The sequence below is a fragment of the Streptomyces sp. NPDC038200 genome, assembly GCF_055600785.1.
Genome location: NZ_JBVJYH010000031.1, coordinates 34499 through 51423 on the forward strand (window position 1 = coordinate 34499; position 16925 = coordinate 51423).

A 16925-nucleotide genomic window follows, 5' to 3' on the forward strand; every position below is an offset into this window, starting at 1 on the left:
CGGCTCAGCGTCGCGCGTACGCCCGCCGGAGGCAGCCGAGCACCTCGTCGGTGGTCGCGATCGCGGCGACCAGCGCGAGGGTGTTGCGGATCATCGCCGGGGTGTAGTCGGCGGGCACCCCCGCGATGGCGTCGGCCGGGACGACGGCGGTGTACCCCAGGTTCACGGCGTCGAACACCGCGTTGGGAACGGCCACGTTGGCCGAGACCCCGGCGACGATCAGCGTCCGGCAGCCGAGGTTGCGCAGCAGGGCGTCGACCTCGGTGCCGTGGACCGGGGACAGCCCGTGCAGCCGCCGTACGACGAGGTCCTCCTCGGCGACCTCGATCGGGGGCGCGATCCGGACCGCCGTGCTGCCGCTCAGCTGCCGCACGGGCAGCCGCTCGGCGGCCCGGAACAGGCGGGCGTTGCGGCTCGCGCCCCGGCCGTCCGGGCGGCGTTCGGCGATCGCGTGGATCACCTGCACGCCGGTCTCGTGGGCGGCGGCGACCAGCCGGGCCACGTTGCGCAGGGCGCCGGAGGAGCGTGCCTCGCGGGCGAGTTCGGGCAGGGCGCTGTCCGGGCCGACGACGCCCTGCTGGCACTCCACGGTGAGCAGGACGGTGCTGACGGGATCGAGGAGTCCGCTGAGCTGCTCCGGCATGGCGCCCCCTTGAACGCGACCTGTTTTCTTTTCTGACGTGATGTCAGAGGATCAGTCAAGAGCACGATAGTTCGCCGACACGACGTCGAGAAGAGGGGGCCGCATGACCGTCACTGAGCAGCGCCGGGGCCGGAAGATCATGATGACGCCCGGCGAGCTGGACGCGTTCCTCACCACCCAGCGCACCTGCCGGGTCGCGACCGTCTCGGCCGACGGCACCCCGCACGTGAGCGCGCTGTGGTTCGCCTGGGACGGCACCTCGCTGTGGCTGTACTCGGTGGTGCGCAGCCGCCGCTGGGCGCAGCTGCGCCGCGATCCCCGGGTGGCCGTGGTGATCGACTCGGGCGAGGAGTACGACCAGTTGCGCGGGGTCGAGCTGACCGGCCGGGTGGAGTTCGTGGGCGAGGTGCCGCGCCGCGGCGAGCTGTGCGCCGAACTCGACACGGCCGAGACCCTGTTCGCGCGCAAGAACTTCGGCCTGGACGAGATGCCGCACGACGGCCGGCACGCCTGGGCCCGGCTGACCCCGGAGAAGATCGTGTCCTGGGACTTCCGCAAGCTGGGCGGGGCGTAGGACGAGGTGGGGGGCGGGCCCCCGAGTCAGCCGAGCCGGGCGGCGGTGCGCAGGGCCTCCACCGCCGCGCGGATGGAGGGACGGCGGTCGGCGTCCGCCCGCCAGACCACGTACACGTGCCTGCGCACGCGCTGCCGGAGCGGGATCGTGACGATGCCCGGCGGCACGGGGTGACGGCCCAGCAGCGGGGCTATGCACACGCCCAGACCGGCGGCGACCAGGCCGAGTTGGGTGTGGGTCTCGCCCGCGCGGTGGCCGACGATGGGCTCGATGCCCTTCGAGCGGAGCGTGAACATCAGCCACTCGTGACAGAACTCGCCCTCGCCCCAGGTGATCCACTCGTCGTCCGCGAACTCGGCGAGGTCCACCTCGTCCCGGTCGGCGAGCGGATGCCCCACGGGGAGGGCGACGTCGGCCGGATCGTCCAGCAGAGGAGCCTTGACCAGGCCGTCGGGCACGGGCATCGGCTTGTTGTACCAGTCGAGGACGACCGCCAGATCGAGATCGCCGCGGACGACCCCGGCGATGCCCTGCTCCGGTTCCAGTTCGCTGGAGCGCACGCGCAGCCCGGGGTGCTGGGCGCGCAGCGCGCCGAGCGCGGCGGGGAAGAGGCCGCGCGCGGCGGTCGGGAACGCCGACAGCCGCAGCTCACCGACGACCTGGCCCCGGTGCGCCTCCAGGTCGGACTCGGCCAGCTCGACCTGCGACAGGATGCGCGCCGCGTGCTCCGACAGCAGCCGCCCGGCGTCCGTGAGCCGCACCCCCCGCCCGTTCTTGGCGAGGAGCTGCTGACCGACCTCCCGTTCCAGCTTGCCCAGCTGCTGCGAGACCGCGGACGTGGTGACGTGCAGCGCGTCGGCGGCGGCACTGACCGAACCGTGCCGGGCCAGGGCGTCCAGGGTGCGCAGGCGCTCCAGGTTCAACATGTAAGTGATTCTAAGAGATATCAGGCGGGAAATCTCGATTGTCCTACGAGGTTGCCTCCTGCATCGTTGAGGGCATGAGCACGGTCGCCACGCCCCGCACCCAGTCCCCCGCCCCGGCCCCGGTCCGCCCCCGCGCCCGCCTCGACTGGCGGCTCCGCTTCGGCGCCCTGTCACTGATCTGGGGCTTCAGCTTTCTCTTGATCAAGGTGGGGACCGAGGGGTACGCACCCTTCCAGGTCACCCTCGGACGGCTGGTGTTCGGTACGGCGGTACTGGTGGCGGCGATGGCCGTGAAGCGGGAGCGGCTGCCGCGCGGGGCCCGGCTGTGGGGGCACATGGCGGTCGCCGCGTTCCTGCTGAACGCCCTGCCGTTCTCCCTCTTCGCCTACTCCGAGCTGACGATCCCGTCCACGCTCGCCGGCATCTGCAACGCCACGTCTCCCCTGTGGGGGATGGTCCTGTCCCTGGTCGCGCTGTCCGAGGACCGGCCCACCCGGGTCCGGGTCGCCGGCCTCGCACTCGGTTTCCTCGGCGTGCTGACCGTGCTGGGGGTCTGGCAGGGCTTCCACGGCCTGGACGCCACGGGCACGGCGATGGCGCTGCTGGCCTCGCTGAGCTACCCGGTGGGCTGGATCTACGTGCGCCGGACGCTGGCCGGCACGGGCAACTCGCATCTGGCGATGACCGGGGGGCAGTTGCTGCTGGCGACGGTGCAACTGGCCGTGGTGACGCCGCTGTTCACCGGCGTCCCGGAGCACGTCGCGGTCGTTCCGCTGCTGGCCGTGGCCGCGCTGGGGGCGCTGGGGACCGGGCTCGCGGTGCTGATCCAGTACGGACTGGTCGCCGAGGTCGGGCCCACCACCGCCCAGATGGTCACGTACTTCATCCCCGTCATCGCCACGGCCGCGGGGGTGGCGATCCTCGGGGAGTCGCTCCGGTGGACCACGCCGGTGGGGGCGGTGATCGTGCTGGCGGGCGCCGCGCTCACCCAGGTGCGGGCCAAGGGCGCCTGACCCGGCGGGGCGTGGACGGCAGGGGGGCGGCACCGCGCCGCCCCCCTGCCGCGGCCCTCCTACCCGTAGACGCGTGCGGGTCCCGGGCGTACCGCCGCCGCCACCGCGTCGGCCAGAGCGCCGATGTCCCGCGGCGCGAGCGCCGAGACCGTGATGCGGATGCCCTGCGGGGAGGCGAGGCGGAAGCGGGCGCCCGGAGCCACCGCCCACCCCCCTTGCAGCAGCCGGGCCACCGCGCCGGTCTCGTCGGGGACCGGCACCCAGACGTTCATGCCGCTGCACCCGTGGGCGGTGACCCCGCGTTCCGCCAGCGCGCCGACCAGCGCGTCCCGGCGGGCGCCGTACGCCCGCGCCACCGCCGCCCGGTCCACCGCGCCGGACGCCCACAGGTGCGCCACGGCCCGCTGGAGGAGCAGGCTCACCCACCCGGGGCCCAGGCTCTGACGGCCCCGGACCCGGTCGACGGTGACGGGGTCGCCGACGAGGACGGCGAGGCGCAGGTCGGGCCCGTAGGCCTTGGCCGCGGAGCGGACGAAGGCCCAGTGCCGGGTGACGCCCGCGAGGGGGTGCAGCGGCAGATCGACGATGCCGTGGCCGTGGTCGTCCTCGATGAGCAGGGTCCCCGGGTGGTCCCGCAGCACCGCGCGCAGGGCACGCGCGCGCGTGGCCGTGATCGAGGCACCGGTCGGGTTCTGGGCGCGGTCGGTGACGATCACGGCGCGCGCCCCGGACTCCAGGGCGCGGCGCAGGTCGTCCGTGCGCGGCCCCTCGTCGTCGACACCGACCGGGGCCGGCTGCAGGCCCAGTGCGGGGACGAGGTCGAGGGCGCTGCCCCAGCCGGGGTCCTCCACGGCGACCGTGTCGCCCGGCTTGAGGTGCGCGGCGAGGACGCGCTCGATGGCGTCCAGGGAGCCGGAGGTGACGGTCAGCGGGCCCGCGGGGACGCCGTCGGCGTCGAGTTCGGCACGGGCGAGGCGGGCGAGGTCCGCGTCGACGGGGTCGTCCCCGTAGCGGACGGGCCGGCGGTCGCCCCGCTCCGCCGCCGCGGCGAGGGCCGGGCCCAGGCGGGGCAGCAGGGCGGGATCGGGGTTGCCCGAGGAGAGGTCGCTGCCACCGGGCGGGACCTCGACGCGCAGTTGCTCCCGGCCGGTGGTGGCGGGCTTGGGACGGACCCGGCTGCCCCGGCGGCCGGCCGTCTCGATCACCCCCCGCTCGCGCAGGGTGCGATAGGCCGCGGCGACCGTGTTCGGGTTCACCCCCAGCTGTTCGGCCAACTCCCTCATGGGAGGCAGGAGTTGCCCCGGTTCCAGCTGTCCGGCGCCGACCGCCTGCTCGACACTGGCCGCGATCTCGGCTGCGCCTCGCCCTGCGATCCGATATTCTCCTAGCACAAAGAGCATTATGCACTAGTGCAAAAGTTTTCGCCATGGAGGGACCGTCATGCCGGGCACGACCGAGGAAACCCAGACCGCCGCCTACACGCCGACCGAGCGGACCGTGCCCACACGCTCCGCGGACCGGGCGTCGTACGACAAGGAGCTGGTGCACGCGATACTGGACGAGGGGTACGTCTGCCACCTCGGCTTCGTCCGGGACGGCGCCCCGGTGGTGCTGCCGACGCTGTACGGCCGGGTCGGCGAGCGGCTCTACGTGCACGGCTCGACCGGTTCCCGCCCGCTGCGGATGGCCGGCGAGCCCGACCCGGGCCTGCCGGTGTGCCTGACGGTCACCCACGTCGACGGCCTCGTGCTCGCCCGCTCCGCGTTCCACCACTCGATCAACTACCGCTCGGTCGTGGTGCACGGCGTCGCGCACGAGGTCACCGACCCCGAGGAGCGGCGGCTGGCCCTGGACGCCCTGGTGGACCACGTCGTCCCGGGCCGGGCCGCCGACTCCCGGCCCGCGAACAAGAAGGAGCTGGCCGCCACCGCGGTCATCCGCCTGGACCTGGAGGAGGTCTCGGCCAAGGTTCGCACCGGCGGTGCCAACGACGAGCCCGAGGACCTGTCCCTTCCGCACTGGGCCGGGGTCGTCCCGCTCCGCAAGGGCTACGAGACGCCGGTCGCCAACACCGACCTGACGCCCGGCATCGAACTGCCGGACTACCTGGTGGCGCGGTAGCGGCCCCGGGTCACACCACCGGCTCCGACCCGGCGCCCGGCCCCTCGTGCCGTCCGGTCCGGCGGGTGCGCCCGGGGCGAGTGTCCCGGAGGCCGGGCTCAGGCGGCCGGGGGCGGAAGGGCGCGTGCGTGCGACGGCACGACCAGGACCTTACGCAGCGGTGCCGCGGGCGGACAGCTCCCGCTCCGCGCCGCCCGAGGCGACCGGCTCCGCGGAGCCCTTGGCGGGGGTGGAGGACTGGGCGATGAACGCGCCGACCAGGACGACCGCGCCGCCGGCGACCTGCGGAGCGGACAGGTGCTCGCCGAGCAGCACCCAGGCCAGCACGGTGGCGATGACCGCCTCCAGACAGGCGACGACCCCGGCGACCTGCGGCGACAGCCGCCGCACGGACAGCACGCCGGTGACGTAGGCGACGACCGTGGCGACCAGCACGATCCAGGTGAGCAGGGCCACGGCCGGTACGGCGGTGCCGTTCAGGTACGCCGAGCCCGCGAGCACCGACCAGTCCATGCTCCAGGGGCGGGACACGACCGTCAGCACAGCGGCGCCGACGAGCAGCCCGTAGGCGATGACGCCGAGCGGGTCCGGCGCCGCCTCGCCCGCGTCGCTGCCCTGGTCGGCCAGGACGAAGTAGCCGACCTGACAGCAGGCCGCGCCGAGGGCGAGGGCCAGGCCCAGCGCGTCGAAGCTCAGCCCGGACCAGACCTCCACCACACAGGCGAGCCCGCCCGCCGCGAGGACCACGCCGAGCGCGGCGGCGCGCGTGACGGGCCGCCGCTGCACGAACCGCACCCAGCCCAGCACGAGGGCGGGCGCCAGGTACTCGATGAGCAGGGCCACACCGACCGGGATCCGGGAGAGCGCGGCGAAGTAGCAGGCCTGGACACCGGCGACGGCGAGCAGCCCGAACCCGGCGAGCAGCGCGGGGCGGCGGCGCGGCAGGGCACGGTGGCGCACCGCGACCGGCAGCATCACCAGGGCGGCGCCCGCCACCCGCAGCCACACCACGTGGAGCGGGTCGAGCCCCGCCTCGATCAGCGGCTTGGCGGCCACTCCCGACCCGCCGAAGGCCAGCGCCGAGGCGAGTGCGAGACCGAGCCCTGCTCCCTTGCCGGGGCTGTCCTGACTGCTCACAGACGTATGCACCGGCACATGATGGCAGGAGCCGACAGGAGCGTCACCCCTGTTGACACCTGTCTCAGCTGGTGGACGGTCCGGTCGTCAGCAGGCCGCCTCGGGATCGGTGGCTTACTCGCCGGTCGCCGACTCGGGATCGGTGGCGTACTCGCCGGTCGCCGACTCGATCCGCGCGGTCAGTTCGCGGGCCGGGACACCGGCGCGTTCGAGGACCTCGACGGCCCGGGACCGGGGGTCCGCGGCGAGGGCGGCGAGCAGATCGGTGCCGGTGACGCGGGGCGCGCCCCGCCGCCGGGCCCGCGCCTGGGCGTCCGCGAGCGCGGCCGACGCCGCGGGGGACCAGCTCCCGCCGTCCCGGGCCGCGCCGCCCGGCCCGGCGACGGTCGCGGCGGCCTCGGCAGCCGCGGCGGTCTCGGGAGTCCCGGCAGTCCCGGCAGTCCCGGCGGCGGATCGGTGCCCGGCGGCTGCGGCCGGCCCGGCGGGGCCGGCCGGTGCGGGTACGCGGGGGATCGCGCCGGAGTCCTCCACACTGGCCTGCCAGCGCAGCCCGTAGCCGATGCTGCGCTGTACGAGGTAGCCGAGGAGCCGGGCGAGCCGCGCCGGCCCGCCGACGGCGGCGCGCACCTCGGGGTCGTCTTCCAGCAGGGCGTGGAGCAGATGGGCGGTGTCGGTCTGCCGGTCCCCGTCCCGGACGGCCCTCCGGCGGGCACCGGCGACCACCGCTGCCAGCTCGGCACCGAGCCCGGCAGCGCCGTCCGGGGGCGGAACCACTCCGTCATGGGCGGTCCGGTGGGCAGTACGGGGTTGCACATCCCCTACCTCATCAGCCTCAACGGGGGGGCGCATCCACGGGGGGAACCATTTTCGCGTCCCACGCGGAGTGGACATCACCGGACTGGATTTCATCCTTACGGAGGAGATCCGGCCGATCCCGCGCAAGAGGGCGCACGCCGCCGCCTCGCGGCGCACGCCCCGCCGCGATCGCGCCACCGGGCCACCGCGCCACTCCCCGGACACGGTCGCGGCACCAGGCCACCGCACCACTCCCCCGGACACGACCGCGCCCTCGTGGCCCCGCACCGCCCGCCCCGGACCACGACGAGGATCAAGCCCGCCTGGGGCCCGTTCGGCGCGCCGGGGACACGGCGAGCGAGCCTGCCGCGCCTCCCGCACGGGCCCGGTCGGGGCACCCGGGGCGGAGCTGACGGTTCATCAGTATTGAATGTTCGCGCCCCTGCGGCTACGTTCCGCGACACCGTAGCCCGCTACGCCCGATCCGAAGGGGTGGTCGCATGGCCGAAGTCAGCGCGCAGGCACGCATCCAGGCGCCGGCCGAGAAGGTGTGGGCCCAGCTCACCGACTGGCCGTCGTACGGGGCGTGGAACGCCACCCACACCGACTTCCCCCGGGGCGGCCCCGAGACCCTGGCCGTGGGCGGGACGTTCCAGGAGAACATGAAGCTGATGGGCTTCCCGGCCGAGGTCGACTGGACCATCGAGGAGCTGGAACCGGCCCGGGTGTTCGCCATCCGCGGCAAGGGCCCGATGGCGGTGACCGTCGCCACCCGCTACACACTGACCCCCGACGGGGACGCCACGACGGTCCGGATCGACGGCGAGTTCACCGGTGCCGCGGTGTCGCTGATGGCGGGCAAGCTGAAGGACTCGGCGACCGCGGCCCTGAACGAGTCGCTGCGCAAGCTGGACGGCCTGGTGGCCTGAGCCGGTGACCCGAGGCGGACACGCGAAGGCGCCCCGCGCGGATCCGCACGGGGCGCCCGGGTGGCCCTGCGCCGCTCAGTGCTCGTCGGCGAGGATGAGGTACAGCTTCTTGCGGGCGTCGTTGATGACCGTCAGCGCCTTCTCGCGCTGTTCCTTGGTGCCGGTCTTCCAGACCTGGCCGAAGGCTTCCATCAGGCCGAAGCCGGCCTGCCTGATCTCAGCGAGGGCCTCCCAGTCGACTCCGCGCGAGGCCTCCTCCCAGGGGGCCTCCGGTCCTTCGCCGGCGGCGGCGCGACCGCTCTCGGTCAGGGCGAACAGCTTCTTGCCGCCCTCGCTCTCACTGGCGATCAGCCCCTCGTCCTCCAGCAGCTGGAGGGTGGGGTAGACCGAGCCGGGGCTGGGCTTCCAGGCGCCGCCACTGCGTTCGGCGATCTCCTGGATCATCTCGTAGCCGTGCATGGGCCGGTCCTTGAGCAGGGCCAGGATCGAGGCGCGCACGTCACCGCGCCGCGCCCGCCCTCGGGGACCGCCCCTCCCTCGTGGCCCCCAGGGACCGGGCCCGAAGCCGGGGCCGCCGGGGCCGAATCCCGGGCCGCCCGGACCGAAGGGCCCGAAGGCGGCCCGTCGCGCCTCGAAGCCGCCCATGCCGCGGCGGTCGCGGCCCTCGTGCCGATGTCCACGCTCGAATCCGTGGGAACGCATCAGGATCACTCCATTCATCGCTGATCTGTCACGTATGCATCGCGTATCGTTCGCGATGTCTCAACGATATATCGGAAGCGATCGCCACGACAAGCCCCTTCCGTGAAACGCGGCCCCCTTGCCCCGGCGGAGGCCGACCGGCCTCGACGGACCGGCGACGAAGCCCGGGGCGACGAGGCGGGTGAACGCCTGGGCCGCCGCCGAGCGAGAACGGCCGGCGAACCCCGGGGCGACATCAGCCGACCGCGGGCCCGAGCCCTCGAACGCGGACTTCGCATCCACGCGCGTAACTCACGCCCGGAATATGACATATGCGACATCTGTGGCAGCATGGTAGGTGCGGCATTTGATGCTGGCGGGAACCTCCCTGCCGGAGCCTCGGCTGGGAGGGCTCAGACAGGCGAGAGGAGTGCATCATGATCGCCAAGCTGCTCGGCAAGCTGTCCTTCACCCGCCACTACGGCGCGTACGGGTCCCACGAATGGGACGCATACGCCGGCGACGACTGGAGCTGACCGCACGGCCGGCGGGCGCCTTCGCCGCCCACCGGCTGCCAGCCACGCTGCCGACGACATCGGCCTGGACGGGACCGGACAGGCACGAGAGTCACGGACGATCTCATGGGTCGAATGCAAGAGCCGCCGCGGTTGCCCGGAAGCGGCTTCGCGGTCTGGAGCCGCGACCGACTGGGGGTGGCGCGCCGTGGTGCCGACGAGTGCGGGGACGTCTGGCAGTTGGAGCCCGGGGTCTTCGTAGCCGCTACGGCCGGGCCGTGTGAAGCGGTGCTGCAGCGCGGGCAGGACTTCCCCAAGGCGCCCTCGCCTCTCTTCCCCCCGCTGGAGCGGTCCGGCGGAGCGCCGACGCCCGAGGAACGGCTGCACGCCCACGCCGCCCGCATGCGCGGACTGCGCCCGCAGGCGGTCGCGGCCCGGATCGGTGAGATCGCACCCAGGACCGCTCGATTCGCCGATCAGTGGCCCCCGGACCAGGACGTCGAGATTCTGCCCCTGGTCCGGCACGCCCTGGCGGAGGTCGGCGTGCACTACCTCTTCTCCGAAGACGCTCCCGCCCTGCTGCCCTTCGCCGCGCGGCTCTTCCTGGCCCGGGAGGTGCTCGTACGCCCCACGCGCTGGGCGTGGCCGCGCTGGGTCCCCACACCGGCACGGCGGTTCCGCACCCGGCAGCAGATCGCCTTCACCGACGCGCTGCGGCCCGTCGTCCGCCGGCGCCGTTCATCGGGCCGGCTCGGCGACGACGTGCTGGGGCAGATGCTCCGGCCCTCCTCCCGCCACGGTCCGCTGCCGGAGGAGGCCGTCCTCGACACGCTCCCCGGAATCACCGTCGCCACCTTCGAGACACCTTCCCGGGCCGCCGGGTGGATCCTGCTCGACCTGGCCCGGCACCCCCGGGCGGCGGACCGCGTCGCGGCCGAGGCCGCCGCTCTGCCCGCGGACCCGGCCGCGACGACCAGCGCCCACCTCGACAGCCTGCGCTACACCCGGGCACTGGTGCACGAGGTGCTCCGCCTGCACCCCCCGAGCTGGCTGCTGACCCGGCGCGCCATGCGCCCGACTCAGCTCGCCGGCTACACCATCGACGCCGGGTCCACCGTCCTCGTCTGCCCCTACACCGCCCACCGCGACGCGCGCGAACACCGTGAACCGGACCGGTTCCGGCCCGAGCGCTGGCTGGACGACGCGGATTCGCCGGCGGACCCCGGGGTCTTCCTCTCCTTCGGTACCGGGCCGCACGGCTGCGAGGGAGCCGCTCTGGCCATGGCGATGCTGACGCTCCTGACCGCGCAGACCGCCCGCCGCCACCACGTGAGCGAGCCGCCCGGAGGGGAACCCAGCCACCAGGTCACCACCTTCGAAGGCCTGACCACCGCCGGCTTGCGCCTGCGTGCCACCCCGCGCAGCTGAGCGCGGTCCGGCCTCGGCGACCGGCCGCCTCCGCTCGCCAGGGGGCGAACGCCGATCAGGTTCGAGTGCCCTTCCGCGCACGCTTCGACGACCGGCTCACGGTCCGCTCATCGTGTGCCGCCGGTCGAACTCGTCGGCGAGCATGCCCAGCAGGACGAGGTCGTGGTGCCGGCCGGCGAGGAAGACGTGTTCCCGCAAGCGCCCCTCCTCGGTGAAGCCGAGCCGGCGCGTGAGCGCCAGCGATGCCTCGTTGTGGGCGAAGACCGCCGCCAGGCACTTGTGGTAGCGCCGCTCGGCGAACATGAAGCGCAGCAGCAGTACCACGGCTTCCGTCGCGTAGCCCTGGCGCCGGTGGTCGGCGCCGATCATGACTTCGAACTCGAACCAGCCCGAACGCGTGCCGGTGCGGTGTGAGCCGACCGTGCCGACCAGCTCCGCCGTGGCCGTCGTCTCGACCGCCAGCCGGAAGCGGTCGTCGTCGCACCGGGCAACGGCCTGTTCCTTCGCCCAGGCCCGGTGGCTCTCGGCGGACCGCGGCAGATCCAGCCGGCTCCCCGGCCGTCCGGCCTCGTCGGCGAAGCGCGAGAAGGCTGTCCAGTCGTCGGGCTCGATGGCCCGTAGGCGTACCCGTCTACCGGTCCAGGACGATGCCATGCCCCATTTGATCACGCGGCATGGCGCGCGAGGCCGGGAGGCACGCCGAGGCCGGTGTCACCCCGCGCGCCGCTCACCGACGTGTCCCTCGCGGCGCAGGTCCGCGATGCCCTGGTCGAGAGCGGCCCGCAGGTGGGCCGACCGGCCCGTGGACAGCAGGATCGACACGCCCCCTTGGATCGCGGCCAGCAGGGCCGCGGCGCGCGCGTCGACATCGAGGTCCGCGGGCAGCCTGCCGGCCGCCTGGAGTGCCCGGATGCCCGCCGCCAGGCTCTCCTGCCAGCGACGCATCAGCTCGACGACGATCGCCCGCGCTCCGGGGGTCGACCGCCCGATCTGGAAGAACAGCGACCCGAGCGGGCACTCGTCGCCCTGCTGCTCATAGCGCTCGACCACCACGTCCCGCCACCGTTCCCACGCCTCCCAGGAGTCGAGCCGGCCCAGATAGGGCTGCTGGTCCTCGATGACCTGGTCCGCCTCGAACTCGGCCACGGACAGAAGAAGTTCGTCCTTGCCGGCCGGAAAGTAGTGGAACAGCTGGCTCTTGCTGGTGCTGGTCCGCGCCATGATGTCGTCGAGTGTCGTCGAGGCGACCCCCTTCTCCCGCAGCACCGCGGCGGCCCCCTCGACGATCCGGGCGCGTGTCGCCCTGCCCTTCGCCGTCAGCTTCCCGCCCACACCGCCTCCTCAGAATGGACTGCCTGGTCCATCGTAGTCCGGGGAGCACGGCCCCGACGCCCGGCGCCGAAGGGCCGCGGGCGGGGGCGTGATCTGCGAACGGGTACGGCCGCTGGGAGCCGGGGCGGGGCCGCGGGCGGGGGCGAGGTCTCAGGCGCTGCGCTCGGCCGCCCGCAGCGGGCAGCCCGTGCCGACACGGGCCGTGAGATCCCTGCGGAGTGCCGCCAGCGAGGCCATGCGCTCGTCGACGATCCGGATCTTCTCCTCGAACAGGGCGGAGAGGGCCTCGGCGCTGTCCGGGGCGTCCCGCAGTTCCGCGCCGTGCCGGGCGATCTCGGCCAGGGTGAAGCCGAGCGTCCGCGCGGTGCGGATGTAGTCGAGCCAGGCCACCGTCTCCGGCGGGAAGTCGCGGTAGCCGTTGGGCAGCCGGTCGCCCTCGATCAGGCCGGTCTTCTCGTAGAAGCGCAGCGTGTCCTTGGACACCCCGGCACGCTCGGCCAGTTCTCCGATGCGCATGACTCCCCCACCGCTCGGTCGACTTGACCTTGGAGCGTACTCCGCTGTTTAGCGTGGGCGGCGCCCGAGCGAGCCCTCCCGAGGAGCCCCGATGAGCCCTGCTGCCCCCGCCTACCTGCGCCTCGTCCGTACCAGCGGCTGGTACGACCTGATCGTCACGGCCGGCTTCGCCACCCCCTGGACGTACCGGCTGGTGCACCATCTGCTGTCGGCCGCGGGGGACGCGGCCGGCCTGGGCACGATGCCCGCGCTCACTCCGATGCAGACCCTGTACGCCAACCTGATGGGCTCGGTCGTGGTCGTCTGGTCCGTCCTGCGGGTCGTACGGCCGCTGCCGTCGCACGGCCTCCTCGACGGCACCGCACGCGTGCTGTTCTCCCTGTGGCAGGCGTACGCGCTGGCGCACGGCGGGCCGGCCGTGCTGTGGCCGTTCCTCGTCGTGGAGGTGTCGTTCGGCATCGCCCAGCTCGCCCCGTGGCTGCGGGCGCGCGCCACCGCCGGGCGGCAGTCAGTCCGGCACTCGTGAATTGGCCTTGGTCCGGGGGTCGGCGCAGCCGCTAGCGTCGGCGCCATGCGCATTCGAATCGTGGACGCCTTCACCGACCGCCCCTTCGCCGGCAACCCGGCCGGAGTCCTGCTCCTGGACGACGTCTTCCCGGACGACGACTGGCTCCAGAACGTCGCCATGGAGGTCAACCACGCCGAGACGGCGTTCGCGCACCCGCTGCCCGGGGGCGGTGAGGCGGACTGGGCGTTGCGCTGGTTCACGCCCGTCGCCGAGGTCGCGATGTGCGGGCACGCCACCCTCGCCACCGCCCACGTCCTGCACACCACCGGCGTCCACGAAGGTCCGGTGCGGTTCGCCACGCGCAGCGGCGTGCTGATCGCCACGCCTGCCGCGGACGGCTCGATCACGCTCGACTTCCCGACCGCCCCGCTCACTCCCGTCGAGATCCCGGCGGGGGTGGCCGAGGCGCTGGGCGCGGAGCCCGTGGCCGCGTTCGACACCGGGCCGAACGTCGGCGACCTGCTGGTGGAGCTGGCCGACGAGAAGACCGTCCTCGGCCTCTCCCCCGACCACAAGTCCCTGGGCGCCTACTCCTCGCGCGGCATCATCGCCACCGCCCGCGCCGAGGAACCCGCGCGCGGCCACGACTACGTCTCCCGCTGTTTCTTCCCGAACGTCGGCATCGACGAGGACCCGGTCACCGGCAGCGCCCACACCGCGCTCGCCCCGCACTGGTCCGCCCGCCTCGGCCGCGACGACCTCGTCGGGCTGCAGGCGTCCCGTCGCACCGGGCTGGTCCGCACGCTCCTGCGGGGCGAGCGCACGCTGCTGACCGGCCGTGCGGTGACCGTCGTCGAGGGCGAACTGCACGCCTGACGGCGCGGTCAGGCGGTCGGCAGCCAGCCCACCTTGCCCGCGAGGAGGGCGTAGCCGACGAACGCGCCGATGTCGAGCAGGGAGTGCGCGACGACCAGCGGGCCGACCCGGCCCCAGCGTCGGTACAGCCAGACGAACACCACGCCCATGACCATGTTGCCGAGGAAGCCGCCGATGCCCTGGTAGAGGTGGTACGAGCCGCGCAGGACCGCGCTGGCCACCAGTGCGGTCCCCGGGGTCCAGCCCAACTGGCCCAGCCGGCGCAGCAGATAGCCGACGACGATCACCTCTTCGAGGATGGCGTTCTGCAGGGCCGAGAGGATCAGTACCGGGTACTTCCACCACACGTCCGGCAGTGCCTCCGGTACGACGGTGAGGTTGAAGCCGAGGCCGCGGGCGGCCAGGTAGAAGGCGATGCCGGTGCTGCCGATCACGGCCGCGATGCCGGCGCCCCGGGCCAGGTCGGGCCCGGGGCGGGTGCGGTCGAAGCCGAGGGCGCGCAGGCTCGTGCCCTCGCGCAGCAGCAGGTGGGCGACGAGTGCCACGGGGACCAGCGCGGTGGCGATGCCGAAGAGCTGCCAGGCCAGGTCCAGCCAGGGGCGGCCCGGTGCGGCCGAGGCGTTGAGGGTGGCCGCCTGGTCCTTGAGGCCGCCCGGCTTGGTGACCGAGCCGATGAAGCTGATGAGCGCGGACACTCCGCTCGCCCCGAGCGAGAGCGCGAGCACGAGCAGTGTCTCGTCCCGCAGCATCCGCCGCGGGTCGCGCTCCCCCGCCGAGGAACCGGCCGCCGAGTCTGCCTCCACCTGTACCCCTGCCTCCAGCCGTCTCACGGGCCCCGGGCCCGCCTTCGCCTGGCAAGGATCGCAGAAGCACCCGCGGGCCCGACGCCCGGTCCTCTCACCTCCCGCCCTCTGGACTCCGGCCCCCTCGCCCACCGCGTGTCGCGGCTCCGCGGCCGTCGGCCGCGAGGTCGGTGCTCAGCCCAGCGGCACCGCCTCGGGCAGGCCCACCGGCCAGGTGTGCACCGGCTCGCCCACGTGCATCAACTCGGCATACCGGCGTGTCGTCGCCGCCAGGGCCGCCTCGCGGGAGAGCCCCTGTTCCAGCGCCCGGTGGAAGGTGGCCGCCTGCCAGGACGCCCCGTTCACCCGGCGCCGGCAGCGCTCCTCGATCACGCCCAGGTAGAGATCCCGGTCGGCGGCCTCCACGCCCCACGCGTCCAGCCCGGCGGAGGCGAGCGGCAGCAACTCGTCGCGGATCAGCGTGACCGCGTCGACCTCGCCCGTGCCGCCGTACCGTCCTCGCCGGGGCCAGACGAAGCGCGCGTCGATGCCGAGCCGGCACGCGGCGTCGAAGTTCGCCTCGGCCGCCGCGAACGGCATCCGCGTCCACACCGGCCGGGGCTCCTCGGCGAGGGCGCGGACGAGGCCGTAGTAGAAGGCGGCGTTGGCGATCACGTCCGTGATGGTCGGCCCGGCCGGCAGCACCCGGTTCTCCACCCGCAGATGCGGGACACCGTCCGCGATGCCGTACACCGGCCGGTTCCACCGGTAGATCGTTCCGTTGTGCAGGACGAGTTCGGCGAGCTTCGGCACCCCGCCGGCCTCGACGACCTCCAGCGGCTCCTCGTCGTCGCAGATCGGCAGCAGGGCCGGGAAGTAGCGCAGGTTCTCCTCGAACAGGTCGTACGCGGAGGAGATCCAGCGCTCGCCGAACCAGGTGCGCGGCCGTACGCCCTGTGCCTGGAGCTCGGGCGGCCGGGTGTCGGTGGACTGCAGGAACAGCGGGGGCCGGGACTCGCGCCACAGCTCGTGCCCGAAGAGGAACGGCGAGTTCGCGCCCACGGCGATCTGCGCGGCGCAGGCCACCTGGGCCGCGTTCCACACGTCGGCGAAGCGCGCCGGGGTGACCTGCAGATGCAGCTGCACGGAGGTGCACGCGGCCTCGGGCACGATGGACTTCGACGTACAGACGAGGTGCTCCACACCGTCGATGTCGAGCCGGAAGTCCTCGCCGCGGGCGGCGACGATCTGGTCGTTCAGGAGCGTGTAGCGGTCGACCTCCGAGAGGTTGGACGAGACCAGGTCGTCCCGGTCCAGCGTGGGCAGGATGCCGATCATCACGATGCCCGCGTCCACCTCGCCGGCCTTGCGGTCGGCGTAGGCGAGCGAGGTGCGCAGTTCCTCGGCGAGCCGGTCGAATACCCGGCCCCCCAGTCGGTGTGGGGCTATGTTCACTTCCAGATTGAACATGGCGAGTTCTGTCTGGAAATCACGGCTCGCGATGCGCTCCAGTACCTGCCCGTTCAACATTTTCGGCATACCGTCGGGCCCCGCGAGATTCAATTCGATCTCGACTCCCATGAGATTCTTGGGACGGTCGAATCGCTTCTCACGCAGCAGCCGCTCCAGTCCCGTCAGGCACTTCTGCAGCTTTTCACGGTAGCGCTGGCGATCGGACAGGTCGAACTGCCCCGCCACGACCTTCTCCCCCATCGAAGTGTCCCTCCTCGGATGGGCGGGCCGACGATCCGGCCGCTGGGCTCCCGGGTCAGGTGGGATGATGCCCAGCCGAAGCGATCGATAACGTCCCGCACCGGCCCGCCGCCCGCTACTCTGTCTGAATGTTCCCGGCGGCACATTCACGGGGCATGCCGCAACGTGCACCTTCGGGTGCCCCGAACGCCTCGTGAAAAACGCCGACGACATTCAGCCGTCCGCTACCGGTGCGTATGACGAGGTCAGCGGCGAGACCCCGGCCCGGAAAACGGGATGAGTTCCGCAAATCGACGGCCCAATTCAGCCTTGTCCGTTCGACCGGAATCGGATAGCCGAAACATCGGCCGAACACACGTCGTATAAACTTCGCCCACAAGGCAGAAGGTTGGCGCCCTCGGTTCTGGTTTCCGCTGAGTTCCTGTCCTCCCGGTTG

At 73.2% G+C, this 16925-nt stretch carries 18 protein-coding genes; 7 read left to right on the forward strand and 11 right to left on the reverse strand.

Translation table 11 applies throughout. The annotated features are described in order from the left end of the window. Positions 1-4 precede the first annotated feature (4 nt). Positions 5-643: a cysteine hydrolase family protein gene (locus ACZ7KF_RS38680; RefSeq protein WP_471086386.1), complete on the reverse strand. Its 639-nt coding sequence runs from the start codon at positions 641-643 to the stop codon at positions 5-7. A gap of 103 nt (positions 644-746) precedes the next feature. On the opposite strand from ACZ7KF_RS38680, the gene ACZ7KF_RS38685 reads away from it, so the two are divergent. Then, the gene (locus tag ACZ7KF_RS38685; protein ID WP_225827930.1) at positions 747-1217 is read left to right on the forward strand and encodes a pyridoxamine 5'-phosphate oxidase family protein; all 471 of its coding nucleotides are present in this window, start codon (positions 747-749) and stop codon (positions 1215-1217) included. Positions 1218-1243: 26 nt separating this feature from the next. Here ACZ7KF_RS38685 and ACZ7KF_RS38690 read toward each other — a convergent pair whose 3' ends face one another. Then, complete coding sequence (locus ACZ7KF_RS38690) at positions 1244-2143, reverse strand: LysR family transcriptional regulator (protein WP_471086390.1); 900 nt, start codon at positions 2141-2143, stop codon at positions 1244-1246. A gap of 74 nt (positions 2144-2217) precedes the next feature. On the opposite strand from ACZ7KF_RS38690, the gene ACZ7KF_RS38695 reads away from it, so the two are divergent. Further along, complete coding sequence (locus ACZ7KF_RS38695) at positions 2218-3156, forward strand: DMT family transporter (protein ID WP_471086393.1); 939 nt, start codon at positions 2218-2220, stop codon at positions 3154-3156. Between the two features lie 59 nt (positions 3157-3215). Here the strand turns inward: ACZ7KF_RS38695 and ACZ7KF_RS38700 are convergent, their stop codons facing one another. After that, positions 3216-4547 carry an aminotransferase class I/II-fold pyridoxal phosphate-dependent enzyme gene (locus tag ACZ7KF_RS38700; RefSeq protein WP_471086396.1) on the reverse strand — a complete coding sequence of 444 codons (1332 nt, stop codon included), beginning with the start codon at positions 4545-4547 and terminating at the stop codon, positions 3216-3218. Positions 4548-4596: 49 nt separating this feature from the next. Here ACZ7KF_RS38700 and ACZ7KF_RS38705 point away from each other — a divergent pair, with 49 nt between their 5' ends. Beyond that, positions 4597-5277, forward strand: coding sequence for a pyridoxamine 5'-phosphate oxidase family protein (locus ACZ7KF_RS38705; protein WP_471086399.1), 681 nt, complete (start codon positions 4597-4599; stop codon positions 5275-5277). Positions 5278-5427: 150 nt separating this feature from the next. On the opposite strand, the gene ACZ7KF_RS38710 is transcribed toward ACZ7KF_RS38705, so the two are convergent. Together ACZ7KF_RS38710 and ACZ7KF_RS38715 are read right to left on the reverse strand one after the other, a co-directional pair. Further along, a complete protein-coding gene (locus ACZ7KF_RS38710) occupies positions 5428-6432 on the reverse strand; it encodes an EamA family transporter (protein ID WP_471086402.1) in 1005 nt (334 codons plus the stop codon). Between the two features lie 96 nt (positions 6433-6528). After that, positions 6529-7227 (reverse strand): Clp protease N-terminal domain-containing protein, encoded by a 699-nt coding sequence (locus ACZ7KF_RS38715; RefSeq protein ID WP_471086404.1) that lies wholly within the window; start codon positions 7225-7227, stop codon positions 6529-6531. Positions 7228-7709: 482 nt separating this feature from the next. On the opposite strand from ACZ7KF_RS38715, the gene ACZ7KF_RS38720 reads away from it, so the two are divergent. Next, on the forward strand, positions 7710-8138 hold the full coding sequence (locus ACZ7KF_RS38720; protein ID WP_471086407.1) for a type II toxin-antitoxin system Rv0910 family toxin: 429 nt from the start codon (positions 7710-7712) through the stop codon (positions 8136-8138). Between the two features lie 75 nt (positions 8139-8213). Here the strand turns inward: ACZ7KF_RS38720 and ACZ7KF_RS38725 are convergent, their stop codons facing one another. Then, positions 8214-8840 (reverse strand): PadR family transcriptional regulator, encoded by a 627-nt coding sequence (locus ACZ7KF_RS38725; protein WP_471086410.1) that lies wholly within the window; start codon positions 8838-8840, stop codon positions 8214-8216. Between the two features lie 620 nt (positions 8841-9460). Between ACZ7KF_RS38725 and ACZ7KF_RS38730 the strand changes: the two genes are divergently transcribed. Next, a complete protein-coding gene (locus ACZ7KF_RS38730) occupies positions 9461-10762 on the forward strand; it encodes a cytochrome P450 (RefSeq protein ID WP_471086413.1) in 1302 nt (433 codons plus the stop codon). Between the two features lie 96 nt (positions 10763-10858). On the opposite strand, the gene ACZ7KF_RS38735 is transcribed toward ACZ7KF_RS38730, so the two are convergent. The 3 genes from ACZ7KF_RS38735 to ACZ7KF_RS38745 form a co-directional block, all read right to left on the reverse strand. Continuing rightward, on the reverse strand, positions 10859-11416 hold the full coding sequence (locus tag ACZ7KF_RS38735; RefSeq protein WP_471086416.1) for a GNAT family N-acetyltransferase: 558 nt from the start codon (positions 11414-11416) through the stop codon (positions 10859-10861). Positions 11417-11473: 57 nt separating this feature from the next. Further along, positions 11474-12094, reverse strand: a complete 621-nt coding sequence (locus ACZ7KF_RS38740) for a TetR/AcrR family transcriptional regulator (RefSeq protein WP_471086419.1) — start codon at positions 12092-12094, stop codon at positions 11474-11476. Between the two features lie 150 nt (positions 12095-12244). Beyond that, a complete protein-coding gene (locus ACZ7KF_RS38745; protein WP_471086422.1) occupies positions 12245-12610 on the reverse strand; it encodes a MerR family transcriptional regulator in 366 nt (121 codons plus the stop codon). Positions 12611-12701: 91 nt separating this feature from the next. Between ACZ7KF_RS38745 and ACZ7KF_RS38750 the strand changes: the two genes are divergently transcribed. Further along, positions 12702-13136, forward strand: coding sequence for a hypothetical protein (locus tag ACZ7KF_RS38750; RefSeq protein ID WP_471086425.1), 435 nt, complete (start codon positions 12702-12704; stop codon positions 13134-13136). 45 nt (positions 13137-13181) lie between these two features. Continuing rightward, positions 13182-13994 carry a PhzF family phenazine biosynthesis protein gene (locus tag ACZ7KF_RS38755; protein WP_471086428.1) on the forward strand — a complete coding sequence of 271 codons (813 nt, stop codon included), beginning with the start codon at positions 13182-13184 and terminating at the stop codon, positions 13992-13994. A gap of 8 nt (positions 13995-14002) precedes the next feature. Here the strand turns inward: ACZ7KF_RS38755 and ACZ7KF_RS38760 are convergent, their stop codons facing one another. Together ACZ7KF_RS38760 and ACZ7KF_RS38765 are read right to left on the reverse strand one after the other, a co-directional pair. Then, a complete protein-coding gene (locus ACZ7KF_RS38760) occupies positions 14003-14743 on the reverse strand; it encodes a CPBP family intramembrane glutamic endopeptidase (protein ID WP_471086484.1) in 741 nt (246 codons plus the stop codon). A gap of 228 nt (positions 14744-14971) precedes the next feature. Continuing rightward, positions 14972-16489, reverse strand: coding sequence for a glutamate-cysteine ligase family protein (locus tag ACZ7KF_RS38765; protein WP_471086431.1), 1518 nt, complete (start codon positions 16487-16489; stop codon positions 14972-14974). Positions 16490-16925: the final 436 nt, after the last annotated feature.

Bases quoted from the DNA above. Each gene is read 5' to 3' on its own strand.
- ACZ7KF_RS38695 (WP_471086393.1), top strand. From the start codon at position 2,218: ATGAGCACGGTCGCCACGCCCCGCACCCAGTCCCCCGCCCCGGCCCCG.
- ACZ7KF_RS38745 (WP_471086422.1), bottom strand. From the start codon at position 12,610: ATGCGCATCGGAGAACTGGCCGAGCGTGCCGGGGTGTCCAAGGACACG.
- ACZ7KF_RS38760 (WP_471086484.1), bottom strand. From the start codon at position 14,743: ATGCTGCGGGACGAGACACTGCTCGTGCTCGCGCTCTCGCTCGGGGCG.
- ACZ7KF_RS38755 (WP_471086428.1), top strand. From the start codon at position 13,182: ATGCGCATTCGAATCGTGGACGCCTTCACCGACCGCCCCTTCGCCGGC.
- ACZ7KF_RS38720 (WP_471086407.1), top strand. From the start codon at position 7,710: ATGGCCGAAGTCAGCGCGCAGGCACGCATCCAGGCGCCGGCCGAGAAG.
- ACZ7KF_RS38750 (WP_471086425.1), top strand. From the start codon at position 12,702: ATGAGCCCTGCTGCCCCCGCCTACCTGCGCCTCGTCCGTACCAGCGGC.
- ACZ7KF_RS38730 (WP_471086413.1), top strand. From the start codon at position 9,461: ATGGGTCGAATGCAAGAGCCGCCGCGGTTGCCCGGAAGCGGCTTCGCG.
- ACZ7KF_RS38685 (WP_225827930.1), top strand. From the start codon at position 747: ATGACCGTCACTGAGCAGCGCCGGGGCCGGAAGATCATGATGACGCCC.
- ACZ7KF_RS38765 (WP_471086431.1), bottom strand. From the start codon at position 16,489: ATGGGGGAGAAGGTCGTGGCGGGGCAGTTCGACCTGTCCGATCGCCAG.
- ACZ7KF_RS38680 (WP_471086386.1), bottom strand. From the start codon at position 643: ATGCCGGAGCAGCTCAGCGGACTCCTCGATCCCGTCAGCACCGTCCTG.
- ACZ7KF_RS38725 (WP_471086410.1), bottom strand. From the start codon at position 8,840: ATGCGTTCCCACGGATTCGAGCGTGGACATCGGCACGAGGGCCGCGAC.
- ACZ7KF_RS38735 (WP_471086416.1), bottom strand. From the start codon at position 11,416: ATGGCATCGTCCTGGACCGGTAGACGGGTACGCCTACGGGCCATCGAG.
- ACZ7KF_RS38705 (WP_471086399.1), top strand. From the start codon at position 4,597: ATGCCGGGCACGACCGAGGAAACCCAGACCGCCGCCTACACGCCGACC.
- ACZ7KF_RS38690 (WP_471086390.1), bottom strand. From the start codon at position 2,143: ATGTTGAACCTGGAGCGCCTGCGCACCCTGGACGCCCTGGCCCGGCAC.